This is a genomic window from Aphanothece hegewaldii CCALA 016, assembly GCF_003007785.1.
GTDB classification, from domain to species: domain Bacteria; phylum Cyanobacteriota; class Cyanobacteriia; order Cyanobacteriales; family Microcystaceae; genus Chroococcus; species Chroococcus hegewaldii.
Genome location: NZ_PXOH01000013.1, coordinates 41,723 through 66,730, shown reverse-complemented (window position 1 = coordinate 66,730; position 25,008 = coordinate 41,723). Strand labels below are relative to the sequence as shown.

At 35.8% G+C, this 25,008-nt stretch carries 25 protein-coding genes and 1 pseudogene; 7 read left to right on the top strand and 19 right to left on the bottom strand.

Annotation, left to right across the window (positions count from 1 at the left end; translation table 11 throughout):
* Positions 1–8: 8 nt before the first annotated feature.
* A complete protein-coding gene (locus C7H19_RS13230; RefSeq protein WP_106457354.1) occupies positions 9–1,331 on the bottom strand; it encodes a 2-succinylbenzoate--CoA ligase in 1,323 nt (440 codons plus the stop codon).
* A 107-nt stretch (positions 1,332–1,438) separates the two neighbouring features.
* Positions 1,439–3,028: a DUF2079 domain-containing protein gene (locus tag C7H19_RS13225; RefSeq protein WP_106457353.1), complete on the bottom strand. Its 1,590-nt coding sequence runs from the start codon at positions 3,026–3,028 to the stop codon at positions 1,439–1,441.
* A 187-nt stretch (positions 3,029–3,215) separates the two neighbouring features.
* Here C7H19_RS13225 and C7H19_RS13220 point away from each other — a divergent pair, with 187 nt between their 5' ends.
* Together C7H19_RS13220 and C7H19_RS13215 are read left to right on the top strand one after the other, a co-directional pair.
* Complete coding sequence (locus C7H19_RS13220) at positions 3,216–3,989, top strand: ABC transporter permease (RefSeq protein WP_106457352.1); 774 nt, start codon at positions 3,216–3,218, stop codon at positions 3,987–3,989.
* Positions 3,990–4,163: 174 nt separating this feature from the next.
* Complete coding sequence (locus C7H19_RS13215) at positions 4,164–5,942, top strand: sensor histidine kinase (RefSeq protein ID WP_245927499.1); 1,779 nt, start codon at positions 4,164–4,166, stop codon at positions 5,940–5,942.
* On the opposite strand, the gene C7H19_RS13210 is transcribed toward C7H19_RS13215, so the two are convergent.
* The 11 genes from C7H19_RS13210 to C7H19_RS13165 form a co-directional block, all read right to left on the bottom strand.
* Positions 5,939–7,111, bottom strand: coding sequence for a class I SAM-dependent methyltransferase (locus C7H19_RS13210; RefSeq protein WP_106457351.1), 1,173 nt, complete (start codon positions 7,109–7,111; stop codon positions 5,939–5,941). The genes C7H19_RS13215 and C7H19_RS13210 overlap by 4 nt on opposite strands.
* Positions 7,112–7,134: 23 nt before the next feature.
* A complete protein-coding gene (locus tag C7H19_RS13205) occupies positions 7,135–7,341 on the bottom strand; it encodes a DUF2283 domain-containing protein (RefSeq protein ID WP_106457350.1) in 207 nt (68 codons plus the stop codon).
* A gap of 51 nt (positions 7,342–7,392) precedes the next feature.
* Positions 7,393–7,587 (bottom strand): hypothetical protein, encoded by a 195-nt coding sequence (locus C7H19_RS13200; RefSeq protein WP_106457398.1) that lies wholly within the window; start codon positions 7,585–7,587, stop codon positions 7,393–7,395.
* Between the two features lie 165 nt (positions 7,588–7,752).
* A complete protein-coding gene (gene bchB, locus C7H19_RS13195) occupies positions 7,753–9,279 on the bottom strand; it encodes a ferredoxin:protochlorophyllide reductase (ATP-dependent) subunit B (protein WP_106457349.1) in 1,527 nt (508 codons plus the stop codon).
* A 520-nt stretch (positions 9,280–9,799) separates the two neighbouring features.
* Positions 9,800–9,943, bottom strand: a complete 144-nt coding sequence (locus C7H19_RS25700; protein WP_181280603.1) for a hypothetical protein — start codon at positions 9,941–9,943, stop codon at positions 9,800–9,802.
* A gap of 27 nt (positions 9,944–9,970) precedes the next feature.
* Complete coding sequence (locus tag C7H19_RS13190; RefSeq protein WP_106457348.1) at positions 9,971–11,644, bottom strand: ABC1 kinase family protein; 1,674 nt, start codon at positions 11,642–11,644, stop codon at positions 9,971–9,973.
* Positions 11,644–13,008 carry a sensor histidine kinase gene (locus C7H19_RS13185; RefSeq protein WP_106457347.1) on the bottom strand — a complete coding sequence of 455 codons (1,365 nt, stop codon included), beginning with the start codon at positions 13,006–13,008 and terminating at the stop codon, positions 11,644–11,646. Before C7H19_RS13185 ends, C7H19_RS13190 begins: the two co-directional genes overlap by 1 nt.
* Before the next feature lie 136 nt (positions 13,009–13,144).
* The gene (gene crtH / locus C7H19_RS13180; protein ID WP_106457346.1) at positions 13,145–14,641 is read right to left on the bottom strand and encodes a carotenoid isomerase; all 1,497 of its coding nucleotides are present in this window, start codon (positions 14,639–14,641) and stop codon (positions 13,145–13,147) included.
* Between the two features lie 198 nt (positions 14,642–14,839).
* Positions 14,840–15,295 (bottom strand): ATP-dependent zinc protease family protein, encoded by a 456-nt coding sequence (locus C7H19_RS13175; protein ID WP_106457345.1) that lies wholly within the window; start codon positions 15,293–15,295, stop codon positions 14,840–14,842.
* Positions 15,292–15,894, bottom strand: coding sequence for a tRNA (adenosine(37)-N6)-threonylcarbamoyltransferase complex dimerization subunit type 1 TsaB (gene tsaB / locus C7H19_RS13170; RefSeq protein WP_106457344.1), 603 nt, complete (start codon positions 15,892–15,894; stop codon positions 15,292–15,294). Before tsaB ends, C7H19_RS13175 begins: the two co-directional genes overlap by 4 nt.
* 59 nt (positions 15,895–15,953) lie before the next feature.
* Entirely contained in the window at positions 15,954–17,507 is a 1,554-nt protein-coding gene (locus C7H19_RS13165; RefSeq protein WP_106457343.1) for a hydantoinase B/oxoprolinase family protein, read from the bottom strand.
* A gap of 25 nt (positions 17,508–17,532) precedes the next feature.
* On the opposite strand from C7H19_RS13165, the gene C7H19_RS13160 reads away from it, so the two are divergent.
* The 4 genes from C7H19_RS13160 to C7H19_RS13145 all read left to right on the top strand — a co-directional run bounded on the left by C7H19_RS13160 (position 17,533) and on the right by C7H19_RS13145 (position 18,881).
* A complete protein-coding gene (locus C7H19_RS13160) occupies positions 17,533–17,733 on the top strand; it encodes a hypothetical protein (RefSeq protein ID WP_106457342.1) in 201 nt (66 codons plus the stop codon).
* Complete coding sequence (locus tag C7H19_RS13155; RefSeq protein WP_106457341.1) at positions 17,717–18,046, top strand: type II toxin-antitoxin system PemK/MazF family toxin; 330 nt, start codon at positions 17,717–17,719, stop codon at positions 18,044–18,046. Before C7H19_RS13160 ends, C7H19_RS13155 begins: the two co-directional genes overlap by 17 nt.
* A gap of 230 nt (positions 18,047–18,276) precedes the next feature.
* On the top strand, positions 18,277–18,474 hold the full coding sequence (locus C7H19_RS13150) for a hypothetical protein (protein WP_106457340.1): 198 nt from the start codon (positions 18,277–18,279) through the stop codon (positions 18,472–18,474).
* Positions 18,471–18,881: a type II toxin-antitoxin system VapC family toxin gene (locus C7H19_RS13145; RefSeq protein ID WP_106457339.1), complete on the top strand. Its 411-nt coding sequence runs from the start codon at positions 18,471–18,473 to the stop codon at positions 18,879–18,881. The genes C7H19_RS13150 and C7H19_RS13145 overlap by 4 nt, the downstream gene beginning before the upstream one ends.
* Positions 18,882–18,886: 5 nt before the next feature.
* Here the strand turns inward: C7H19_RS13145 and C7H19_RS13140 are convergent, their stop codons facing one another.
* The 6 genes and pseudogenes from C7H19_RS13140 to C7H19_RS25695 form a co-directional block, all read right to left on the bottom strand.
* Positions 18,887–20,968: a hydantoinase/oxoprolinase family protein gene (locus tag C7H19_RS13140; RefSeq protein WP_106457338.1), complete on the bottom strand. Its 2,082-nt coding sequence runs from the start codon at positions 20,966–20,968 to the stop codon at positions 18,887–18,889.
* A 194-nt stretch (positions 20,969–21,162) separates the two neighbouring features.
* The gene (gene radC / locus C7H19_RS13135) at positions 21,163–21,894 is read right to left on the bottom strand and encodes a RadC family protein (RefSeq protein ID WP_106457337.1); all 732 of its coding nucleotides are present in this window, start codon (positions 21,892–21,894) and stop codon (positions 21,163–21,165) included.
* A 194-nt stretch (positions 21,895–22,088) separates the two neighbouring features.
* Positions 22,089–22,517, bottom strand: coding sequence for a lactoylglutathione lyase (gloA, locus tag C7H19_RS13130; RefSeq protein ID WP_106457336.1), 429 nt, complete (start codon positions 22,515–22,517; stop codon positions 22,089–22,091).
* Between the two features lie 42 nt (positions 22,518–22,559).
* Positions 22,560–23,303, bottom strand: a pseudogene (locus C7H19_RS13125) (class I SAM-dependent methyltransferase); the annotation flags it as partial.
* Between the two features lie 89 nt (positions 23,304–23,392).
* Entirely contained in the window at positions 23,393–23,848 is a 456-nt protein-coding gene (locus tag C7H19_RS13120; protein WP_106457334.1) for a GNAT family N-acetyltransferase, read from the bottom strand.
* Position 23,849: 1 nt separating this feature from the next.
* On the bottom strand, positions 23,850–24,008 hold the full coding sequence (locus C7H19_RS25695; RefSeq protein WP_181280602.1) for a hypothetical protein: 159 nt from the start codon (positions 24,006–24,008) through the stop codon (positions 23,850–23,852).
* Positions 24,009–24,183: 175 nt separating this feature from the next.
* Between C7H19_RS25695 and C7H19_RS13115 the strand changes: the two genes are divergently transcribed.
* Positions 24,184–25,002, top strand: coding sequence for a carbon-nitrogen hydrolase family protein (locus tag C7H19_RS13115; protein WP_106457333.1), 819 nt, complete (start codon positions 24,184–24,186; stop codon positions 25,000–25,002).
* The last annotated feature ends 6 nt before the right edge of the window (positions 25,003–25,008 follow it).

Here is a 25,008-nt window from a genome sequence, read left to right as displayed (position 1 = left end):
TGATTTATTTAACCTTTTTCTGCTAAAAAATGAGTGACGATCGCTTTAAGCTGTTCTTGATTTATTTTACCTTGTATGTTGCGTGGAATCTCATCAACTTTAATCCAATGTTTAGGATGTTTATATTTACTAAGTAAATGAGTCAGTTCTTGTTTGATTAGATCTTCAGTAAGATCTTCTATAGTAGGAACATATAAAGCAATAATAATTTGTCCCCATTTTAAATCAGAAATCCCAATTACAATAACATCTTTGACTAATTGTGTAAATAAAATCGCGTTTTCTATTTCTTTTGGGAAAACGTTTTCACCCCCAGTAATAATCTTTTGACTATTTCGCCCTAAAATAAATAAATTATTTTGCTCATCAAAATATCCTAGATCATCAGTAACTAATTCTTGAGGATAATCCAGATTTGGATAATAGCCTAAATATAAAGATCGCGCTTCAATAATAATAATTCCTTCATCATTAAATTTAAGATTAGCATGAGGTAAAACTTGACCATTACTAATATTGCCTTTTAAGAATTCTTGTGGTTTTAAAGTAACAACTTGTGATGCTGTTTCTGTCATTCCATAAGTTAAAGCCAAATTAATTTGTTCTTGTTTTGCTTGTTCTAAAAGTGATGTCCAGGCGGGCGCACCACCGAGTAAAACAGTACGAAATTTTCTCAGCCATTCTGGATACTGATTTAATAAAAATTGTAATTGTGTAGGGACTAATGAGATAAAATATTCTTCCGGATTAATCTCAGGTAATATCCCTCCTTTTAGCTGATTATAAGAACCTAAGAAAAAATTTCCGTTAGTGTGCCAAGAACGTAAAAACTGCATTAAACCACTAACATGATAAAGGGGTAAAATACAATAAGAATTAATTTTTTCAACATCAAAATATTCCTGAAATCCTCTCACCGAAGCTTCCAAGGTTTCCCATGTGTGAATCGCCAATTTAATTTGTCCCGATGTGCCACCAGTAGGAATCATAATCTTATTCAATAAATTAGATTTAGCGGCAATATTTTTAGGAAGACTTGACGGACATAAACCAACAACAATATCTGGCGAAACTAATTGATATACTTGTTTCCATTCTTGTTCCTTCCAGTCAGGATTACCTAAAAAAATAGAACTTTCTGAAGCAATAGCCGCGACAAAAGCTGTTAAAAAAAGATAATCATTTGATTCTGCTATAAAAATAGTAGGTTGCTCATCTAATTTGAATTGATGACAAAATCTTAGTGTATCTCGATAAAAATCTAAGCTATTACATTTAACTAACCAATTAGTATCACTTCGTTGTTTTAGCGTTTCTAAAATATCTTTCATAATTTGATATTGGGTTTAATAATAAATTAGTATAAATCGGAATTTTTTTAAGAAAGCGTAGGGGTTTGGTTTCCAAACCCTATCCATACATTATTTTTGCCTAGGTATTATAGATCTTGACGATAGACATTCCAAGCAGACAAAAGAGTAGGATCAGAAGGTGTACCGCGTTTAAGCAAAAGAATACCGTCTTGATACCCAATTAAACCATACTCATTTTTTTCGATAAAGGCTTCAACAATGGGAACATCTTTTTTAAGAATTCGACGATCGCCTGAAGAAATAACCTGAAACTGTTGATTTTTCTTAAAATCAATTATCATGTAATCTAGCCAAATTTTCTGCCCCGCATCATTAATTAATTCCACATTAGGCGCTCGTAGAATTTCCCGACGACTCGAAAGATGAGGTACAATATCGGGAGAAGCCGACACACTTGCATCAGGCGGAATTTGTGCTAAAAGTGTTTCGATTTTTCTGGAATGATTCCATTGTTGCAGAGGGGAAAAATAGAGCCAAGGTTGAAACGAGTTGGGAATAATAAACGCTAAAGCATCATTAGGACTAGAGGTGATGGTTAAAATAAGCGATAAACTCAGACAAACTGCCCAAAACCGTTTAAAAAATCGATTTTTCTGCGCCCCAGGATGATAAAACCACCACAAAATCCCTCCATAAAATATACCTGGAACCAGTGTTAAAGAATAGCGCAAATCTAAAGCTAACGCCCATTTACTTTCTCTTAATAAAAGAGTCAACAAAGGAAAAGCAATTAACATCCATGTTGCCCCAGAAATTAACGAAATAAACCCTAAAGGAAGAAATTGACCTAAAATGTAGACTAGAGTTGGCGAAAATGGTGTCAATAACTCGATTAATAACCGCCAAGGATTCCTTAAAATTCCCCAAAGTACTTGTAAACTAGAAGTCTGTTCACCATCAACATATTGACCAAATTCTTCAATTAAAAAGCGAGTTGAAACATCTTGAGAAAATAAGGGCATAATTAAGGTTGTGACGACTACAGCATAAACAAGACCGGCGAGACAAACCCCCAAACCTAACCAAGGATAGCGTTTACTTAAAATTAAATAGAAACCAATACTAAATAAAACGACACCTGCTTCTTCCCGTATCGCCAAAATTAGGACAGCACATATCCCAAACCACCACCAATGACGTTTTTCTAGGGCGAGAAATAGTCCAAAAGTAAATAAGGGAAATTGGCAAAAATCTTGAAAATGCCCCAAAGTTGGCCCAATTACTGCATTAGCACAATAATAACTTGCAGTAATCCATGTGGCTAGATTTGACTCAAGACGTTGACACGCTAGGATATATAAAACAATTCCTCCGACTGTGATCAGGGTAACGTTTAAAAACAGTAGGGTAGGTGCATAGGGAAAAAGCGCGTAAATGGGAAGCCACAACAGCAAAGCCGGAGTAAAATGCTGTCCTAGACGATGATAGGAAACGAAAGGGGTTTCGACTGATATGGAAAGGGAAGAAGAAAGGGAACTTTGAAAAAAACGACCCTGATGTCCATTCCAAAAAACCTGATTAAAAATACCTAGATCAAAAGATGTATCAGTATGATAGTAAGCATGATACCGAAAGAGAACAATAGCTAATTCAATCATAAAGAAGGTAATCACTGCTGTAATTACTCCTCGATGATTTTTGAATTTTTCTTGCATGGGTTAATTGCGTTTGATGTCTACCTATTTTAGCTTTGACTGTCTAATCAATAAAAAATTTCCCGCTTTGCATCAAGTACCGAAAGCCTACATACAAGACGAGTTTGAGCGAGGTGATAATTTTGACCTGGCTAGATGGGTATATTAAAGCTAAAAGCATCCATTATGATTATTTGTCAATCCATCAATGAGTATTTATAGAATTTGGTCAATCGCAGCTAATGGATTTCGGGAAGTCATCCGCGATCGCATCCTCTATTTTATTGGCTTTTTTACTTTATTAATGGTCATTGCTGTACGACTATTGCCTGAAATTTCCATTGGAACTCATAATAAAATCTTATTGGATCTAGGTTTAGGCGCAATCAGTCTATTAGGGGCAATTGTGGCTATTTTTGTCGGAACAGGACTTATTAACAAAGAAATCGAGAAACGAACCGTTTTGATTTTAATTCCTAAACCCCTGAGTCGCGCTGAATTTATTATTGGTAAGCATTTGGGGTTATCTGCTGTGTTGAGTGTCATGTTGACGATCATGACGATTGTCTATATATTATTGCTCACTTGGACTAAAGTTGATTATCAAGCTTTTCCGATTATTATTTCGGTTGTATTTCTTTTTCTGGAATTAGCCTTATTAATTGCGATCGCCATTGCTTTCGGAGTGTTTACCAGTTCTATACTGGCAACGCTTTTAAGCTTTGGGCTATATTTGATGGGTCATATTAGCAAGGATTTGTTAAAACTTGGTGTCATTAGCAAAAATGAAAGTATTGCAGCGATTACCAAAACTCTTTATCTGATTTTACCCGATCTCGAACGCTTAAACTTGAAAAATGATGCTGTATACGGCTTATTACCGAGTGTTGAGACCTTAATAAGTAATGCTACTTATGGGATTCTCTATACGTGTTTACTGCTGGGTATTGCTATTTTAGTGTTTTCACGACGACAATTTTAATGTTTTATAAAGAAAAATAAAGAAAAGTAGATAATTATTGTAAAAACTTTAATAAAGTTTTAAGAAACTGTACAGAAAATCTCTTTTCATAAAGGGTAAGAGTAGATAGGATAAAGGATAAAGATATGACATCGTTTTTTTTTATTGTTACAGTCATTTTATTTATTTATCCCAATGAATCAAACTCAACAGTCATTACTATCAGTAACCTCTCCTGTATCGTTGAGACAGTTCACGGGACAAATTCAGGAGAGTGATCAAGTTTTCCAAAATATAGTAACGATTTTTCAAGCAACTTATCAAGAAAGCGACTGCTTGCTTTTTTTCTTAGAAAAAGAAAAAATTAAAAAAGTTTACTCAACAATCAAATCTAATTTAGCACAGCAAACTTTAATTGATTTTAGTCGATATATTTATCACAAAAATCAAGGTAATCTTAAAGAAAATAACATTTATTCCCTCCTCATTCAAGATAGATTAATTCCTTTAAAGCTAAAAAAAAGAGTGCAACAATTAGAGATTAAATCCCTTTGTTTGATTCCTCTTCAATATCAGCAGTTTCAAGTCGGTGTGATCTGCATTTATTCGCGTCAAAACCACCTAAAATGGGCGCAGAAAAACTCAGAACTTGTTCGTCATTTAATGAGTCAAAGTTCATGGTTAATCAAGCAACAACAAAAATTACTTAAGTATCAAAATTATCAAGAACTTATTCAATTAATTAATCAGCAAATAAATAATTATTATTTAACTCAGAACAAATTAGAAGAAATTCTTCAAAAAATCGCCAAAATATTTGAATTTGAGAAAGTATTAATTATTAAAATTCCAAATCTAGAGAAAAACAGTCGATTTCAGAAAAAAAACGTTAATGATAGTCAATCTAATTATTCATTCTCAAAAATTACTAATCAATGGCAAATTGAGCATCTATTCTCTAATTTTTCCACTCCAGAAAATGGAATATTAAATTTAGAAGAAATCTGTTTACAAAATTTGTGTGAAACTCAACAAACTAAAGCGTATTCTAATCAAACAAACATTATTTATAATCAACATCTGTGCTGTGAATATTCTATTTTAAGTTTGCCGATTTCAATTAAAGGTGAGTTGTGGGGAATCTTAGTTTTAGAAACCAAACAGCAAAATCGGTATTTTACTGAAGAAGAAATTCAATTTTTAGAACAAATTAGTCAACAAATTGGCATTGCTATCTATCAAATTTCGATTCAAGAACAGTTAGCAAAAAAACAAGAATCTTATCAACATACTAGCGAATATTTTTCTAATATGACTCATGAATTACGCGCACCTTTAGCAGGAATTTTAGGATTTGCACGAATGTTACAAGAACAAATTTACGGTTCACTAAATCCAAAACAAAGTCAATATGTTAATGCGGTGGTGTCTTCTGGTGAACATTTAATGGCTATTGTTAATGATTTGTTGGATCTTTCTAAAATCGAAGCAAACCGAGAAGAACTATTATTAGAAAAATTAGCAGTAGAAGATCTTTGTTTAGCCGCACTCTCAATCGTACAAGGAAAAGCAGAACAGCAAGGATTAGTAATTGATTTAAAAATAGCGAAAAATGTCGATTTTTGTTATGCTGATCAACAACGTTTAAAGCAAATATTAATTAATCTTCTTTCTAATGCTATCAAGTTTACTGAAAAAGGTAGCGTTACTCTTGAAGTAGCACGACCTAAAAATAGTATTACTTTCTCTATTATTGATACAGGAATTGGTATTACTAAAGTAGATCAAGAAAAACTTTTTCAACCCTTCCAACAGATTAAAAGTTCTTTGAGTCGCAAGCATAAAGGCACTGGTTTAGGTTTAGCCCTGTCTCAAAAATTAGCCCAACTTCACGGAGGAAAAATAACACTCGTTTCGGAAGTTGGACAAGGAAGTTGTTTTACAGTAGAAATTCCCCATCCTGAAGAACTTTAAGGCTTAAATTGGAATAATGATCTTAGCGAGCGCTCTTTCTGTTTTTCAGTCAATCCTTTACTCTGTACCAGTACACCAAACCCACCTAAACCCGTTGGATCAAGCAGTTGATGTAAGGCATCTCGACGCGATAAGATCGTCTGTAAATCATACTCACCGCTAGAGAGAGAAGATAAGCGATCGCCTAATCCTAACGCCATCAAAAAGAGTCCTTGTTGAGTAAATCCTAATTTTTCGAGTCCGCACAATTTACCGTATTTTTCTAATGCTGTAAAATCAACATGAGCCGTAATATCTTGTTGTCCAATATTAATATAAGGATTATCATGATGACGATGTTGATAGTAACATTTTAGAGTCCCTTGATAGCGTTGCGGATTATAATATTTTTGGGCTGTATAACCGTAATCAATCGTTAATAAATAACCTTGTTTGAGCTTGTTGCTAATTGTTTCTAACCATGACAAAGCTTTTAGATTAACTTCTGTACGATAACCATCAGGGTAGTCTTTACTTAAAAGATCAATATCAATAAGTTGAAAATATTTTTCTAATTCAGAAGTTGATAAATTATCTATTTTTTCTGCTAGAATATCTTGATTTTTATCCGAAAATGTGATATAAATTTCTTTGATTTTTCCAGATTTTACAATCACTTGATGGACTGGAAAAGCATCTACTAATTCATTACTAAAAAAACAGCCAATAATCGAATTATTTTCAATTTCTTCCCAGGTTTTCCAAGAAATTTTAAAATCATGTTCGGCTAATTTTTCTTTTTGTTGTTCAATTAATCCAAAACTTGTTTCAATAATAATATAATTTAATGCTTCGTAAAAATCAGAATAATTAGTTTTAATAATATTCAGAATATCATCTGCTAAAACGCCTGTCCCTGCGCCCATTTCAACAAGAGTAAATTGAGTAGGATAATCTAATTTTTCCCACATTTCTAAAAACTGGTTAGCTAATAATTCGCCAAAATCAGCACATAAAGAAGAAGATGTAAAAAAATCGCCTTGATTGCCAATTTTGTTAGATTTAGAAGAATAATAGCCATATTCGGGGTGATAGAGAACCGTATTCATGTAATCAGCAAAAGTAATCTGCTGATTTGGTGAGGAAGTTATTTGATTTTTTAGGATTAAAATTAGAGAATAATTAGACATGAGTTTACATATATTCAATTTGTTTATACACTGATAAACTCAATTGTAGATTTATCCGTTTTTTCTAAACTATAATTTAATCTTTCTACTCCTATAATATGACCTTCTTTATCTTTAATTAAAGCAACTTCTTCAGAAATTTCTTCTGTTAAAAACTCTTTTTGAGGATTATCAAACCAAACTGTTAAAGTTTTACCTTGTTCATCGTAATAAATTTTTATAGCTTCCATGCTAATACTCCACAGTAACAAAATTAGAGTAAACATATGAAGAATCAGACATTAAGATTGATGCTTCATTTGCTTAAGATAATTCTGTACGCGATTTAATCGCTGATTTCTGAGTTGTTCTGCTAGAAGTGCATTAATTTCAGCTAATTCTAAATTAAATTCTTCTATTTCTAGACGAGTCTGACGAAGATTAGTTAATAAACGTTGATAAGTTTCGGGGTCAGGAATTTTTGGATATGTACTCATAAAAGATTCCATTCTTGTTTTACCGTAGGGGTTTGGTCTTTCTACCCAATTTTTGTAAGGATTTGGTTTCCAAATCCCTACATTATTTGTCGATATGCTGCGGATTTGATATTAAATCCCTTTTTTATGATTAAATTAAAGGTGGGAATTAACCCACCCCTAAAATTATGCTCCGACTGCTTCTTTAGCAGCGTACATCACTTCTAAAGTAATCTCATTCATACCTCTTTCACGAGCAAATTTTTCAGTATTTCGCTTAACTTTGCCTCGAACAAAACCAGGAATTTTATTCAATTCTCCTTGTGCTTCTTTGTTCCAATTTAGGTCAGAATTAGCGGAAACGGATTTAGTAATCACTTCTTTGGTATCATGTCCCCCAAAGATTTCTAATAAGTGATCTTCCATGCCTAATGTAAAAGAATTGTAGACTAAATCGGCAATCTGATTCGTTCCCTCATAACCACAGAAAGGTTTATAACCGATGGGGAAGTTTTGGATGTGGATAGGTGCAGCAATAACGCCACAGGGAATATCTAAGCGTTTACCGACGTGACGTTCCATCTGGGTACCGAAAATAGCAGAAGGTTCAAGACGTGCGATCGCGTTTCCGATTTCTGCGTTATCATCACTAATTAAGACTTCATCACAATACTCGCTCACCTGTTCTTTGAACCAATCTGCATCATATTTACAGTAAGTTCCTGCTAAAACAACATGAATCCCCATTTCTCGCGCTAAAACTTTAGTTAGTGCGGCTGCATGAGTATTATCGCCAAAAACCACCGCTTTTTTACCCGTTAGGTTCTGACAGTCAATGGAACGAGAAAACCAAGCAGCTTGGGAAACATACAGAGTTTGTTCATTGATAAAATCTTCGTAGTCTACATCAGCACCTTGAGCATTAATAATTTGTTGAATTTTGCGGATACAACGAGCCGTTTCAACCACGCCCATCGGTGTAATATCAACATAGGCCATTCCGAATTCTTGTTCAAGATAACGTGCTGCTGTTAACCCAATTTCTCGATAAGGAATTAGATTAAACCAAGCGCGGGGTAAGTTTTTCAGGTTATTAACTGATGCACCGTCGGGGATGACTTCGTTAACTTCTATCCCTAAATCTTTCATGAGACGCTTTAACTCGGTGCAGTCGTGTTGGTTATGGAAACCTAAAGTACTAATCCCAATAATGTTAACTGAGGGTTTTTCGGTTTTGCCGTCAGAAATTTCGCCTTTTTTACGTGCTTTTTCGATGTAATACTGAACAATTTGTCCCAAGGTTCTGTCTGCTGCTTGGAGTTCATTAAACCGATAGTGGTTAACATCCGCAAGCATGACATCACCTTTTGCATCCATTTGGGCGCGTTCTACAAAGTTTTGTAAATCTTCTTGTAGAATACTAGAGGTACAAGTGGGAGTCAGAACGATTAAATCTGGGGTTTCTTCAGTGTCTTTGCGGACAATGTTTTCAACTACTTTTTCTTGGGAACCCCGCGCTAAAACATTGCGATCAACTACACTAGCAGTTACTGGGGTAAAGTTTCTTTCTCTTTCTAACATGGAGCGCATGACGTTAAAGTAGTCATCTCCTAATGGTGCGTGCATGATGGCATGAACGTTTTTAAAAGAACTCGCAATGCGAAGCGTGCCAATGTGAGCAGGGCCAGCATACATCCAGTAGGCTAATTTCATAAGTTCTCCGATAAGCCCGATTGAGTAAAAAATAATAACGTGACTTGTGACTGTATCTGATTGTCTCAGGCTTACGTGATTTTTGGAGTAGTCACTTTACAATGTGATAAGAAGAGTTATTTTTTAGGTGTTTGAAAGATACAGATCTTAATAAACGGAAGTCAGATTACAATAGAACCATCAAGAACAGTTTAGGTAATTATGAAAACTCGAAAATTAGTATTAGAGATTTCTGACGCTTTATTTGCCCAATTACAGCAATTATCGACCTTAAAAGAGGAATCTATAGAGTCTGTTGCAACTCGGATGATAGCAAGTCAAGTACATGATATAACAACATAAACTAAAGATTTTAATGAACTTTTAGAAAAAATAACCCCTGAAATGTTACATGGTGAAATTAATTCTGGAGAATCAGTAGGTCGTGAAGTCTTCTGGTCAGTCTGATTATATTCCTGCAAAAGGCGAGATCATTTGGATTAATTTTAACCCGCAGTCTGGACGTGAACAATCAGGAAGTTTACGATTTTAACTTAGCTTTGAAATGCAATTTTTCTATTAAAGTGCCTAAATTTTCACTACTATCTTTCATATTTTGTTCAGCTTTTTTAGCAAGTTCCAAAATTTCTAATAGCTTCTGTTGATCTAGTTGTTGCTTTGTCATTGCATATCCTCCAAACGTTTGACTATTTTATATATTTCTATCCATACGATCGCGTATCATTAAAGTAATCAAACACCGCAAGACAAATAAGCTAAAAAGTCCCGCTAAACCGAAAGAGATCACAGCAAATTTACTATAGGCTGTGGTTAATAAGGCAAAGGATGTAAAAATACTAAATCCTGTTAAACAAGTATAAATTAATCCTTTGATTGCAATATAAATTTTTTTCAAGGTTCTTTCACTTTCTAAAGAACGAACTCTAAATTCTAATTCTCCTTGTTCGATTCTATCTTGTAGTTGCCGCATCATTTTATTGTTACTATTAAAGTTCATCAAGGTTTGTCTAATAAAACTAAGTGTTTGTGTGGATAAAGTTAATATTAAATTACCTTTGCCATCGGACATTGTAATGCTCATGACAAAAGGTTGACTCGCTGCTAATAAATTATATTTTGGATCTAAAGAACGCGCAATCCCATCTAATGTGGTTATCGCTTTAATAATAAATGTCATTTGAGATGGTAAACGGAATGGTTGTTGTTGGAACATCATATATACTTCTTCGCTGATGCGTTCAAAAGCTTTGATATCCACTGGTTTATCTCGAAATTCATCTAATAAAAATTGAATAATTCTTCTGATGGCTCGCATATCAGAAATTGGCTCGATTAATCCCATATAAATCAGTGTTTCTAAAACTTCATCGGTGTCTTTTTTTAAAACAGCCATAAAGGTTTTTATCATCTGATCTTTAGCCATTGATTTTACTTCGGCCATTGTGCCAAAATCATAAAATATTAATTCCCCTTGTGGATTAACTGCCATGTTACCTGGATGGGGATCGGATTGAAAAAAACCATCAATTAATAATTGTTTTAAATAAGAACATATCCCCGTTTGAATGACTTGATCAAGATTAATTCCTTTTTCGATTAAAGATTGTCGAGCATCTACTTTTACACCTGGCATATATTCTAAAGTTAATACTTTTCGAGTGGTATAATCCCAATACACTAAAGGTACTTTTACATTAGGAAAATCTTTAAAGTTTTCTCGAAAACGAGTCGCGTTCTTGCCTTCATTGATATAATCTATTTCCGATAAGAGAAGTTCAAAAAATTGTAGATAAACTTCTTCTAATTTATATTTACGAATCGAAGGAAGAATATTACCAACTTGTATGAGTTGAGCGACAACAGCAAAATCTAAATTGAATAATTGTTCTAAACCTGTTCGTTGTACTTTAATAACAACTTCTTCACCTGAAAATAATTTTGCTCGATGAACTTGTCCTAAACTTGCTGATGCTAAAGGAATCGAATCAAAGGTTAGAAATAATTCGGTAATGGGTTTTCCTAATTCAGTTTCAATAATAGCGATCGCTTCAATACTACTAAACTCTGGAACTCGATCTTGTAATTGACTAAATTCCTGAATATATTCTAGTGGAATTAGATCAGCACGAGTTGATAAAGACTGTGCTATCTTAATAAAAGTTGGCCCTAAATTAAGAATTTGTTTAAGTAACCATTTAGCCCGTTTTTGTCTATTTTTTGCTGAATTTACCCTAAAAACTTGATCCCACCACAAAAATAAGATAAATTGTGCTGCGATGAGAAAAATTTCGATTTGACGTAGCAAAGAATTAGATCTAGAACGTTGCCAACGTAAGGGTTGAGAGGAGACACTTTGAGTTAGCATTATGATGCAGAAATATTATGATCAGGCTTTAAAGGTAGAATTAATGTAAAAGAAGTAATATAATTTTCTGTATTTTCCATAGGTTCGCACTGCATTTCTATCGTACCGCCTAAGAGTTCCACTAATCCTTTAACAACTGCTAAACCAACCCCAGTACCTGAAATTCCTTTTTCTATAACACCTTTACCTCGATAAAAGGGTTCATAAATAGACTCTTTTTCGGTGTCTGGAATACCAATTCCAATATTAGTTATAGTAATGCACATTGCGTCTTTTTTGTCAAGATAATGTTTGGCAAATTTAAGATAAATTGTTTGTTCACCTTCCGAAAAATGAACCGCATTCGTTAATAATTCTTGTAAAATACTTTCTAAATGTTGTAAATCAGTCTGGATTTGTTTAGGAGAATCTGAATATTCAATTTTTAACTTTAATGGTTTATGTTGCTCTTGAAGCCACTGTTGATTAAATGTTTCTTCTAGATTTTGAATAAGAGTAGCGATTTTAATCAGTTGGGGTTGAAAGACAATTTCTTTAGATTCTAATTGATCTAAAGTGACAATACTATTAATTAATTCATTGATGTTATTCCATTCGTGTCTTAGTATATTCCAATATTTTTCTTGTTTTTCTAAAGGAATATTATTTTTAGTATTACTCAATAAGTCGATCGCCATTTTCATGGTTGCTAATGGATTTCTCGCTTTATCGCTAATTGCCGTAATAATCTCATTTTTCTTGTCGTTTAGCTGTCGTTGTTGTTCAAGTAAATATCGTTGTTGTTTTAGTTGTTGACGAGTTAAGTCATAAAACCGTTTAATCATCGGAATTTCTGCTATCGATGTTCCTCGATTAAAATTGGCTAAGTGAAATGCTGGATTATTTTCTTTCTGTGATTGAGTATTCATCGCCGAGCCAATTGATACATATTTACTAGCTTGAATCAATTGATTGTGTTCCTCAGATTTCCAAACTTGAGGTTTTGTTTTGCCAATGATGATTAAACCGTTGACTTTATCTTGAAATTCCGTTCTAATACCTAATAAGGTTTTAACTGATAGAGTTTGTGCGAGATCATTTGATAAAGTACAAGGCTGTTTTCTGGCTAAAATTGTGCTAATTTCAGGATGACACAAAAAGGATTCGCTCAAACTGAATTCAATGTTATTTTTATGCCAAAATCCTACTTGTATAGTTTCTGAGACACTAACACCTGAAATAATGAGACAGGTATCTACTTTCAAAGTCTTACTACATTTTTGGGCAATTTCCCTCAGTATTGTTTGAAAGTTAGGGCTACTATAACTATAAAGCAAGTCAATTAATTGTTTCTCTAAGTCTTCAGACTCTTTAGGAATCTCCATTGTAGGATGAGCAGGGAACTAGCTTTTCAATCTATATGCTTAATTGATTAAATTCTATTTACACTAACATCTTAATTTAGGTAAATTTATCCACCACAATATAGATTTAAAGGTTTACGATCTTATTCTTCCCAGTTTATCGCCCTAAATCAACGGCTATGCGATGACCACATGCAAAACCCGAAAAAGCTACCGCATTTAACCCTTGACCTGGAAAGGTACTATCTCCTACACAGTATAGTCCAGAAATCGCAGTTTGGTTAAATGGCATGGTCAATAACCCAGGAAGCTTATAACGCGGAATTGGGCCATAAGTACCGTCTGAGCGTCCTAAAAAGCGTCGATGTGTTCGAGGTGTTCCAACTTCTTGATAGTCTAACCCATTGATTAGACCAGGGAAAATCTTTTCTAAACGGTTAATCAAACGGTTAGCGGCCATTTCTTTTTTTTCTTCGTATTCTTTGGGTGAAAGTTCTTTCCAATAATCGATCCAACTGGGAGTAAAAGTATGAATGATATGATGTCCTTCGGGAGCTAAACTAGGATCGAGCAGGGTGGGAATTGAAACAAAAATCGTTCCTTGTTCAGATTCCATGTTATCCCAGTCTTCTAAAAGAATATGATGACATTCTGTAGTTGGGGGTAAAACTTCCGCTTTCACACCTAAATGCAAACTCAAGAAACTAGGTGATTTTTGATAGCGTTTTTGCCAACGTTTTTCTTTTGGTGGCATTTTTTCAGGTGATAGCAGTTTTTCAAAGGTATCCCAACGAGTCGAATTAGAAACAATGCGTTTAGCATAATATTGTTTTCCGTTGGCTAATTCAACCCCAATAGCTTTACCGTTTTCTATGATAATTTGGGTAACTCTGGCTTTATATTGAATTTCTCCGCGATTTTTAAGAAGTCCTTCGACGAGTTTTTGGGCAATTTGTCCCACTCCTCCTTTAGGATAGTTGATTCCACCATAATGACGATCGCTAAAAACCATTCCCGCATTAATCATCGGTGTTTCATCAGCTTTGACTACTGACCAACAATAACACTCCATATCAATTAATTTTAGTAATTGCGGATCTTTTATGTAGCGACGGGCAACATCTCCGGCATTTTGGGGTAAATATTTGACTAACCCTAAACATTTCATAGGATGCTGAAAAAACACCCGCATTAGATAACGAGGTTCTTCTAATGAAAGCAGTTCCATCGCATTAAGACAGTTAAACACCTTCCAACACTCGTCATAAAATTTTCTAATTCCTTGTGCTTCGTGAGGAAAATAGGCAATGAGTTCATCTAAAAATTTTTCGTAGTCTCGATGAACTTTTAAATCTAAGCCATCTGGTAAATGATAATGTATTTGTACTGGATCGGCGATCGTTTCTAGATTAACATCCACTGCATCCAAAGCGCGAGTCAATAGATTAGTTGTTCCTTTTTTCCCAAAACCAAAAATCATCGACGCACCGACATCAAAGCGATAACCTTCTCGTTCAAAATATCCAGCACTACCACCGGGGATTAAATACCGTTCTAAAACTAGCACTTTTACCCCTTTTGCAGCGAGTTGGGTAGCTGTAACTAAACCACCAATTCCAGAACCAATCACAATTACATCGTAGTCGTTTGTCATATTGCCAGGATCGCTAAATTCTTTAAAATTTAATTTGTCTAATTTCTTAGTTTATCGCTTTTTATTCAAGCCTTTCTAGCTAAAAAAACAGGGGAGTAGCCTAGAGACTTCACTCCCACCTGCCGATCCTTGAGAGGAGAACACTTCATCTAATATACTTTTATTAGAAATTTTTGTCAACATTATTGAGAAATAATATCAATAATTTTTAGAGAAGTCGAAATGACCCAATAAAAACGATCGGCTTGGATTAACTAAAAATCGCTCTCTAAGAGCTTCTCGACCTAAAAGCATCCGAAAACCCATCATATCTCGATTAGTCAAGGTTAATTCGATTGGCCATGTATATTTACCTAATGTAATCGAAGTTTGAATAACGGGGCGAAGTTGCGTTTGTCCGCCAGAATTGGTTATTTTTCGCCATTCGAGCAATAAAGCTGAGACAAAAACAGTCTGTTGACTATCTCGTTGATGGGGATGAACTTGAAAGCTAACAAATTGTTGATTGTTTTGCTCAAAGGTTTTGAGATGGATAGCGTGTAATGCTGAGGATCTTGCACCGGTATCAATTTTGGCTTTAATATTAGTAATGCCTAATTCTGGCAAATCAAGCCATTCTCGCCATCCAATAATAGGTAAGCGTGATTTTTTCATCTTTCATAGAATGGAAAAACAGTCGGCCATTGCGATCGTTTTCCGACGTTCCATTCTTGATAAGCTAATTCTAATAAACTCGATGTCGTGTTTCCGAGATGAGTGGGTAACTCGACTAATTGATAAGGAGTAGCAACAGAGGTAAGAAATTCTTGCCAAGTTTCTTGGTTCATCAGGGTATCGGGTGAATCTGAATAAATATTATCTTCAATCACTCGATAAATAGCCGTATACCATTGCCCTTTTGTTGCCGGCATTTGTAAAGCGAGTGGCATTCCTACAGGATAACGCGATCGAATTGACCATGCAAAAGCCGCTAAGGATGAAATCCCAAATAAAGGACAATTGAGTTGTTGGGCTAAAGTTCGCGCTGTTACTACACCAATGCGGGTACTGGTAAAGCTACCGGGTCCCTTGGCAATAGCGATAAAATTAAGCTGATGCCAGGTTTGCGGGGCTAAAAATTCAGCTAAATATTGATGTAAATAATTAGATAAATTACGGTCTAAATTCCATACTTGGCAACGACTATCACCGCTAAAATTATTGATAGCTAATCCCAGATCAGGACTGCTAGTATGAAGGGCTAAGGCATACATTATTCAAAATCCGTCATTCATAATTATACTTACACAAGGATTTTAGTGTAAAAGCAGTATTAAATAGTCATTTTTCCATAGCCACCACCGCCAGGGGTTTCTATGATAAAAATATCGCCTGATTTCATTTCAACAGTAGCTGTACTGCGTAACTCTTCTACTGTTCCATCTTCGCGCTGAACTGTATTTTTACCTACTTTTCCAGCTTCACCACCCACTAAACCAAAGGTTGGAATAACCCGATGTTCTGAAAGAATATTAGCAGTCATCGGTTCTAAAAAACGAATCTTCCGTATAATGCCATTTCCTCCTTTATATCGTCCTTTTCCGCCACTATTAGGACGAATACTAAAGCTTTCTAAGAGAACAGGATAACGATACTCTAAGACTTCAGGATCAGTTAAGCGCGAATTAGTCATATGAGTGTGTACTGCATCGGTTCCATCAAAGCTAGAACCTGCACCCGAACCGCCGCAAATCGTTTCATAATATTGATATCTTTCGTTGCCAAAGGTAAAATTATTCATCGTTCCTTGAGATGCCGCTAAAACCCCCAATGCGCCGTATAAAGCATCGACAACCGCTTGAGAGGTTTCGACATTTCCTGCGACAACGGCTGCTGGATAGGTAGGATTTAACATACCGCCAGAAGGAATAATAAGATTAAGTGGGTTAAGACATCCCGCATTTAGGGGAATATTATCATCGACTAGCGTCCGAAACACATACAATACGGCTGCTTGGGTGACGGCTTTCGGTGCATTAAAATTACTTAAAAGCTGTTGAGACGTTCCTGTAAAATCAATCGTAGCACTCCGTTTTTCTCGGTCTATGGTGACTTTAATTTTGATTTGTGCGCCATTATCCATCGGATAGCTAAACTCGCCATCTTTTAACACATCAATAGCTTTTCTGACGGATTCTTCGGCATTATCTTGGACAAATTTCATATAAGCTTGCACTGTAGAAAGTTCATATTGAGTGACCATTTTCCGAAGTTCTTGCGCTCCTTTTTCATTGGCAGCAATTTGGGCTTGAAAATCAGCGATATTTTGCTCAATATTACGAGCAGGATAGAGGTTATTTGTCAAGTGTTCTTTTAATTCTTTTTCTCGAAAATAACCTGTTTCAACCAATAAGAAATTATCAAATAAAATACCTTCTTCATCTACAGTTTTACTATGAGGTGGCATGGAACCTGGGGTAATTCCGCCAATATCAGCTTGATGACCTCTGGAGGCAACATAAAATAAAATCTGTTGTTCTGCTTCATCAAAAACAGGAGTAATCGCCGTTACATCGGGTAAATGAGTTCCACCATTATAGGGATTATTCGATAAATAAACATTACCTGGTTTAAAAGTATTTTCTCGGTCTTGGATCAGACTGCGAACACTTTCACTCATCGACCCCAAATGTACTGGAATATGAGGAGCATTAGCCACTAATAAACCTTCGTGATCAAAAATAGCACAAGAAAAGTCTAAGCGTTCTTTGATATTCACCGAAGACGCTGTATTTTGTAGAGTAATTCCCATTTGTTCAGCAATGAACTGATAGAGATTTTTAAATATTTCTAGATAGACAGGATCACTTTGAGATAAAATAGACATAATTCATTCCTATAAGATAGTAAAAATGTTAAACACGGTTTTGGCAATTGTAAAAGATGGTAAAATAGAACTTCCTGAATCGGTTTTACTTCCTGATGGAACAAAAGTTTTAATTACTCTTTTACAATCCGATCAAGAATCTACTTTTTGGCAATCAGTTAGCGAATCATCATTAAAGGAAATCTGGGATAACTCAGAAGATGATATTTATGAGCAGTTACTCTAAACATAATATTATTTTAGTCCGTTATCCTTTTTCTGACTTATCTAATGTTAAAGTTAGACCTACTATTATTGTCAGTTCTCCTCATCAATCAAAAGATATTTTTCTCGTTCCTTTAACGAGTCGATTAGACAAACTATTACAGGGTGAATTTGTACTTAATGACTGGCAAAGTGAAGGTTTAAACGTTTCTACTGCGGTAAAACGGGGAATTTATACTATTCAAGAAAATCTAATTATCAAAACAATTGGTAATTTATCATTACTAGACGCTCAACAGTTGGATAATTCTCTACGAAATTGGCTAGAAATTTAGGGTTAAATATAGACATTAGAAACACGCTTTATTTCGATGTTCCATTCACTGAGTACCAATACCTTATTTATCTGGCACAAAAATACGATCGCTATGAATCAAGTATAATCGTTACATATTTCGACTGAGTGTAACTGAAACTGATTTGAGTATTAAAGCTTTTTGGAAAAGAGAGATTATTTAACGCCTAAGTTTAGCTAAAATAGAAAATAACTTTATAAGTCTTAAAAATGGTCAACCCGCAAACACCTCAAGATTTATCAGATATTTTCCCAGACATCACCTATGATGCTACAGCACGACCAATCTGGGAAATGGTGGTTGAAATTGGCGCACAAATTCCCCTAGAAGAATGGGAAAAAGTACCTACTGATTTATCAAAGAATTTTGACCAATACCAGAACGCTTTAACTGAGACAGAAGAGTGAGAACTATCTTTGCTGATACGGGATATTGGATTGCTTTACTCAATCCTCGTGATGAACTACATGAAACAGCTAAAAAACTATCTGTGTCTCTGAGTTCTGCTTATCTTATCACTAGCGAGATGGTCTTAACTGAAGTACTGAATGATTTTTCTAAACGAGGAAATTATTTCCGTAAAGCTGGTGTAAGACTGGTTGAAGGACTCGAATTACACCCAAATATAACTATTATTTCTCAAGATCGCCAAAGGTTCAAGGAAGGGCTAGAACTTTATAAAAATCGCTCTGATAAAAGCTGGAGTTTAACAGACTGTGTATCATTCAATATTATGAAGCAATTTGGAATTACTGAAGCATTAGCTCATGATAAACACTTTGAACAAGCAGGTTTTCTAGCCTTACTGAGATAAATTAATCATGAATATTGTTGTAAAATAAGATGATTCTTTTCCGTTAATCTTGCCTTCCAATTCGGCTCAACAACAATTGTACTAATTTTCTCAACAATAATCGCCGGGCCAGCAATACAATCATCAGGTTCTAAATGTTCTCTTCGATAAATGGGTGTTTTCTGCCAAGTATGATTAGTATAGATTTGAACCATTTCTACTGGTGTCGGTAATACTTCTAGAGGGCGAGTTCGAGTGATTAAAGCTTCTTGGGGGGTATCCATCAATTGAATAACTTCGACTGATATTGATTCGACTATTAAAGATTTTTGTGATTGAATAAAACCATAACGAGATTTATGTTCAGTTTCAAAGTGCGATCGCATTATTGCCACATCTTCCACAAAATCAACTGTTAAAGTAAAATCAGTCCCCTGATATTTTAAATTCACTTTTTGCGTCACTTTTTCACCGATACTCGCTTCTTGGGGGTTTAATTCGTTTCTCGCTTGGATTTCTAGAGTTTCCCTTAACTGCTGTAACAGTGGGATTAAATCTTGGGTTAAAGTTTGTTCGAGGGCACTTTCTTTAATAACTCGAATATCTGCTAAACCCATACCATAGGCACTTAAAACCCCCGCATAGGGATGTAGGAATATTGTTTTAATTCCCAACGTATCGGCAATTAAACAAGCAACTTGACCCCCTGCACCCCCAAAACAACACATTGCATAGCGAGACACATCATAGCCCCGTTGTAGGCTAATTTTCTTAATCGCATTCGCCATATTATCGACGGCTATAGCCAGAAAACCCGTTGCTATTGCTTCTGGCGTTTTTTGAATTTCTTGAGCTAATTCAGTAAATTTGTACTGAACAATCTCTGCATCTAGGGGTAAATTGCCCTTTTGCCCGAAAATGTGAGGAAAATAATTAGGCCGAATCTTGCCTAACATGACATTAGCATCCGTCACCGTTAGGGGGCCACCTTTACGATAGCAAGCAGGTCCAGGGTTTGCCCCGGCTGACTCTGGACCAACCCGAAAGCGTGAACCATCATAGAACAGAATAGAACCGCCCCCAGCAGCTACAGTATGAATACTCAGAACAGGAACCCGCATTCTAGCCCCAGCAATTTCATTATCGATTTGTCGTTCGTATTCCCCGTTAAAATGGGCTACATCGGTTGATGTTCCACCCATATCAAAGGTGACAATTTTAGGAAAACCCGCTCTAAGACTGGTTTGCACTGCCCCGACAATACCCCCAGCAGGCCCCGATAAAATGCTATCTTTACCTTGGAAAAGATGAGCATCCACTAAACCGCCATCGGATTTCATAAACATCAATCTAACATTTGGTAACTGACTGGCTACTTGGTCTACATAACGCCGTAGCATGGGAGATAAATAAGCATCAACAACGGTTGTATCACCACGAGAAACCAGTTTCATTAATGGACTGACTTTATGGGATACGGAAACTTGAGTAAAACCAATGTCAAGAGCAATTTGGGCGACTTGTTTTTCGTGTTGGGGATAGCGGAAACTGTGCATAAAGACGATCGCACAACTTCTAACCCCTGTATCATAGATATTCTGTAAGTCTTGTCTAATTTGGGCGAAATTAACGGGTATTAATTCATTACCGTTTGTATCATATCTTTCCTCCACTTCAAGAACGCTTTCATACAACATCGAGGGTAAGATAATCTGACGCGCAAAAATATTAGGACGGTTTTGATAGCCTATTCTGAGGGCATCTTTAAAACCTTTGGTGATGATGAGAACTACTCTATCGCCTTTTCGTTCTAGTAGGGCGTTGGTTGCGACAGTTGTTCCCATCTTTACAACTTCGATTTGTTCAGTTGGGATAGGATCATTTACACTGAGTCCTAAGATATCTCGTATTCCCTGTATCACTGCATCTTGATAGCGTTCGGGATTTTCTGAGAGTAGTTTATAAAGAATAATCCATTGTTGGTTAGGCAGAGGCACAATGAGAAATTGTTTGGCATCTTGCGATAATCTGTCTACAATGGCTGGGTTATTGGATACAGCTACCATATCGGTAAAGGTACCCCCTCTGTCTACAAAGATTTTTAGCATTTTGTTTGGAACCTAGTCGTAAAATCAAATAATTCTATTTAAATCCCTTGTTTTAGTTAGCTTCAACTCAAAATTTTCTAACACTCTTGTGTAAGTGATGCTCTACAGGGTTGTTTTATGATTGCACAAGCGGGTTGATATACTGACACCAATACATCGATAATTAGACAGGAATGCGGATATCGTAGCAATTCCTATTCTTTTTGAGGGTATTGTGTCCATAAAGGCGTAATTTGACGCAAGCTTTGATGATTGCCATTACCTAGGATAAGATGATCGAGTAGCGGAATATCTAAATATTGCGCCCCTTGTAGTAATTGTTCGGTTAAATAAATATCATCCTGACTTGGTTCTAGATTACCTGATGGGTGGTTGTGTCCGATAATTAATTTTGTTGCACCTTGTTTAATCACTTCTCGAAAAATTTCTCTAGGATGCACTAAGGTTTCGGTTGCTGTCCCTACAGTAATTACTTTTGTTCCAATTAGCTGATTTTTGACATCCAGTAAAACGACAGCGAATCTTTCTTGATTTTGCCACATTAAATCATGACCGAGCGCCGATGCTGCCGCGTCTGGACTATCTATCAGCATTCGTTCACTAGGACGCAGTAAAAAAGCCCTTTTACCTAATTCTACAGCCGCTAGAATAGTGGTGGCTTTTGCGGGGCCTATTCCTGGAATTTCCATCAGTTCTTGTGGACTAATTTCCCTTAAAACGTCGAGGGGTTCTCGCTTGTATTTGCTGAGTTCCTGTAAAATATATTGCCCTAAACCAACGGCCGATAGTTTTCCTTTTCCTTGTCCGGTAGCGAGTAAAATGGCTATTAATTCTGCCGTTGCAAGATTTTTCGCACCAAATGAGAATAATCGTTCGCGGGGACGTTCACTGAGGGGAATATCGGCAATTCTAAGGCTATAGGTCATGGATACGCTCAAAAATGGCTTTAGAATTAGTTATAGCCTAAGACACAAAAGCCGCAACCCTAATGTTAATAAATGTAAAGTTAATTTATCGAAAAAACCCTTTTATGTATACCGTAGGGGTTTGGTCTCTAAACCCTATTTAAGACTAGATCAAAGAAACCAAATCCTTATTTAATGATGAATAATCTAATAATCTAATGACTAGCTGCGGCTGAAACCTGTTTTTGTTCCGAACCTTGTGTACCAAGTTGAATTAACTCAATTTTATAACCGTTAGGATCTTCGACAAATGCGATGACAGTAGTACCATGTTTCATCGGACCGGGTTCTCTAGTTACTTTACCGCCTAAACCTTTAATTTTTTCGCAAGTTTCATAAATATTATCAACACCTAGGGCAATATGACCATAAGCGGTTCCTAACTCATATTCATTGACACCCCAGTTATAAGTTAATTCAATTACGGCTGTATCTGCTTCGTCTCCATATCCAACGAAAGCAAGAGTAAACTTTCCACTCTCGTAGTCTTTCTGACGCAAAAGTTTCATCCCTAAAATATCACAGTAAAATTTCAGGGACTCTTCTAGGTTGTTCACTCGTAACATGGTGTGTAAAAGACGCATAAGTTTTTTGTGTTCTCTTTGATTACTATTTCTATTTTGACACTATATTTTTACCGCTTCCACTTCCAAGCGAACCATACCAACATGAGTTTTACCCTGTTCATCGATCGGAACTTTTTGCGTATAATTATTAACCACCGCATCTAAAAAGGGTTCTCGTAATTCTTCTCTTAGTTGATGGGTATAAGTAAACCAAGTCGTTCTTAACCAACCCTTTAAACCTTCTTTCCCTTGATGCTGCATATCTTTCTTGATAAGATCGACTCTAAGGGGTGTAAAACCAGTTTCAGGAAGCCATTTTAGATAATCTTCTGGATCATAAAAATATTTAGAATCAGAAAAATCTTTAAAATAAGTTTGCCATTCTGTTTCTTGGGTTGTTTGTTCAATAACTGTACGCAACTCGCCGACATTGCCTTTACCGCCCATTTGAAATAAAATTTTTCCTTGAGGTTTAAGATGGGCGTGAACTCCTTTTAAAACGGCAACATGATCATCAACCCAATGTAAAACAGCGTTAGAAAATGCTACATCAAAGGTTTGATCTAATTTAATTTCCCTAGCATTCATTTGCTCAAATGTCAAGTTTTTAGATTCATGATTAATATAGTTTTTTTTAGCAAAATTAATCATCTCCAAATTAGCGTCAATTCCATACACAAAGCCATATTTCAGGATTTTAGCTAAGGCGGCCGTAATTTTTCCATCGCCACAACCAATATCTAAAAGAGATTCATTTCCTTGTAGATTCAGCTTACTAATTATTTCTTTTGCCCATTCTAATTGTGCTTGGGAATTCTTCGCATAATCTTCAGCATTCTAGGTTTGTTGGGTCATTTTCTTGCTAGATAAAATCTTAACTATTCTGTCTGACACTAATTAAACGGTTTAATCATTAACAAAGATTGAGTTTTAAAACCTATTTTTTCATAAAAATTAACAGCAGGTTGATTTTCATTAAAAACCTGTAGCCCTAACTGAAAATTACCTTGAGATTTTGCCCAAATTTCGGCTTGATTCATCAAAAAGCTTCCAATACCTTTACGGCGATGTTCCAAACTAACGTAAACTATAAAAATATGACTATATCGCTGTCCTGTTATTTGATCCACACCGCTACCCATCCAGAGACAACCTACAGGCTTTTTTTGAAATTCAATCCACCATAAAGGAGTTGTTTGAGAAAAATATTGAGCAACCGTATCAGCTAGATGAGAAAACTTTTTTTGTTCAAGAAAAAATTCTTGATAGGTTTTATACATAAAATCTAGCAACAATGTGCGATCGCTCTTAGTTCCGACACGTAGCTGATAGCCATCAGGAAGTCCCATTTTAGCCTTTTGTGTTAACGATACTCGGTTGATTTTCTGTAATGGGTGCAGGTGCAGATAAATCAGACGGTAAAAAACTACGAGCGCTAACGGCTACCAAAGCGATTAAGAAAATCAGTACAGTAAGTAAAGGAGCGATATATTGACGGAAAAAAGACATATCAAAATTGAGCAATAGTAACGAATCTTTTCTTAAGCTATCATATTTGGTTGATTTTATGCTTTCGTTCGTGGCGTGAAATAAGTTACACAAAGAAAAGAAATGCCGTTCCTGAAGAGCGATACAATAAAATTCAGTGGCTAATTATATATCGTTACTTTTTATTGTTGTACGCATGAAATCTTATCTTGCTGCTGCCATTCAAATGTCCAGCAAGCCCGACTTAGAAAACAATCTAGTTGAGGCTGAAGAATTAATCGAACTCGCTGTGCGTCGCGGGGCTGAATTAATAGGTTTGCCCGAAAATTTCGCATTTATGGGGAAAGAAGCCGATAAAGCGAATCAAGCGAGTGAAATCGCCCTCAAAGCTGAAAAATTCCTCAAAAGGATGGCACAACGTTTTCAGGTGACATTACTAGGCGGTGGTTTTCCCGTTCCTGTAAACGACGAACCCCAAAAAGCTTATAATACAGCTTTATTAGTTGCACCCAGTGGTCAAGAACTCGCCCGCTATCGGAAAGTGCATTTATTTGATGTTAATGTACCCGACGGAAATACCTATCAAGAGTCGAGTACCGTCATGGCTGGCACAGAATTACCGCCTTTGTATGTGTCGGATATTTATGGCAAGATTGGTTTATCGATCTGTTATGATGTGCGTTTTCCAGAATTGTATCGCCATCTTTCCGATAAAGGGGCTGATGTTTTGTTTGTACCTGCCGCTTTTACTGCTTATACAGGAAAAGATCACTGGAAAGTTTTGTTACAAGCTAGAGCGATCGAAAATACTTGTTATATCATTGCGCCCGCCCAAACGGGTAATAACTACGAAAGACGCTATACTCATGGTCACGCCATGATTATTGACCCTTGGGGTGTTATTTTAGCGGATGCAGGCGAACAAACTGGCATTGCGATCGCAGAAATTAACGCCTCTCGTTTAGAACAAGTCCGCCGACAAATGCCATCCTTACAACATCGTGTTTTTGGTTAAAAAGTG

Excerpts from the sequence above, each read along its gene's own strand:
- C7H19_RS13230 (WP_106457354.1), bottom strand. The coding sequence starts at position 1,331 with ATGAAAGATATTTTAGAAACGCTAAAACAACGAAGTGATACTAATTGG.
- C7H19_RS13225 (WP_106457353.1), bottom strand. The coding sequence starts at position 3,028 with ATGCAAGAAAAATTCAAAAATCATCGAGGAGTAATTACAGCAGTGATT.
- C7H19_RS13220 (WP_106457352.1), top strand. The coding sequence starts at position 3,216 with ATGAGTATTTATAGAATTTGGTCAATCGCAGCTAATGGATTTCGGGAA.
- C7H19_RS13215 (WP_245927499.1), top strand. The coding sequence starts at position 4,164 with ATGAATCAAACTCAACAGTCATTACTATCAGTAACCTCTCCTGTATCG.
- C7H19_RS13210 (WP_106457351.1), bottom strand. The coding sequence starts at position 7,111 with ATGTCTAATTATTCTCTAATTTTAATCCTAAAAAATCAAATAACTTCC.
- C7H19_RS13205 (WP_106457350.1), bottom strand. The coding sequence starts at position 7,341 with ATGGAAGCTATAAAAATTTATTACGATGAACAAGGTAAAACTTTAACA.
- C7H19_RS13200 (WP_106457398.1), bottom strand. The coding sequence starts at position 7,587 with ATGAGTACATATCCAAAAATTCCTGACCCCGAAACTTATCAACGTTTA.
- bchB (WP_106457349.1), bottom strand. The coding sequence starts at position 9,279 with ATGAAATTAGCCTACTGGATGTATGCTGGCCCTGCTCACATTGGCACG.
- C7H19_RS25700 (WP_181280603.1), bottom strand. The coding sequence starts at position 9,943 with ATGACAAAGCAACAACTAGATCAACAGAAGCTATTAGAAATTTTGGAA.
- C7H19_RS13190 (WP_106457348.1), bottom strand. The coding sequence starts at position 11,644 with ATGCTAACTCAAAGTGTCTCCTCTCAACCCTTACGTTGGCAACGTTCT.
- C7H19_RS13185 (WP_106457347.1), bottom strand. The coding sequence starts at position 13,008 with ATGGAGATTCCTAAAGAGTCTGAAGACTTAGAGAAACAATTAATTGAC.
- crtH (WP_106457346.1), bottom strand. The coding sequence starts at position 14,641 with ATGACAAACGACTACGATGTAATTGTGATTGGTTCTGGAATTGGTGGT.
- C7H19_RS13175 (WP_106457345.1), bottom strand. The coding sequence starts at position 15,295 with ATGAAAAAATCACGCTTACCTATTATTGGATGGCGAGAATGGCTTGAT.
- tsaB (WP_106457344.1), bottom strand. The coding sequence starts at position 15,894 with ATGTATGCCTTAGCCCTTCATACTAGCAGTCCTGATCTGGGATTAGCT.
- C7H19_RS13165 (WP_106457343.1), bottom strand. The coding sequence starts at position 17,507 with ATGTCTATTTTATCTCAAAGTGATCCTGTCTATCTAGAAATATTTAAA.
- C7H19_RS13160 (WP_106457342.1), top strand. The coding sequence starts at position 17,533 with ATGTTAAACACGGTTTTGGCAATTGTAAAAGATGGTAAAATAGAACTT.
- C7H19_RS13155 (WP_106457341.1), top strand. The coding sequence starts at position 17,717 with ATGAGCAGTTACTCTAAACATAATATTATTTTAGTCCGTTATCCTTTT.
- C7H19_RS13150 (WP_106457340.1), top strand. The coding sequence starts at position 18,277 with ATGGTCAACCCGCAAACACCTCAAGATTTATCAGATATTTTCCCAGAC.
- C7H19_RS13140 (WP_106457338.1), bottom strand. The coding sequence starts at position 20,968 with ATGCTAAAAATCTTTGTAGACAGAGGGGGTACCTTTACCGATATGGTA.
- radC (WP_106457337.1), bottom strand. The coding sequence starts at position 21,894 with ATGACCTATAGCCTTAGAATTGCCGATATTCCCCTCAGTGAACGTCCC.
- gloA (WP_106457336.1), bottom strand. The coding sequence starts at position 22,517 with ATGCGTCTTTTACACACCATGTTACGAGTGAACAACCTAGAAGAGTCC.
- C7H19_RS13120 (WP_106457334.1), bottom strand. The coding sequence starts at position 23,848 with ATGGGACTTCCTGATGGCTATCAGCTACGTGTCGGAACTAAGAGCGAT.
- C7H19_RS25695 (WP_181280602.1), bottom strand. The coding sequence starts at position 24,008 with ATGTCTTTTTTCCGTCAATATATCGCTCCTTTACTTACTGTACTGATT.
- C7H19_RS13115 (WP_106457333.1), top strand. The coding sequence starts at position 24,184 with ATGAAATCTTATCTTGCTGCTGCCATTCAAATGTCCAGCAAGCCCGAC.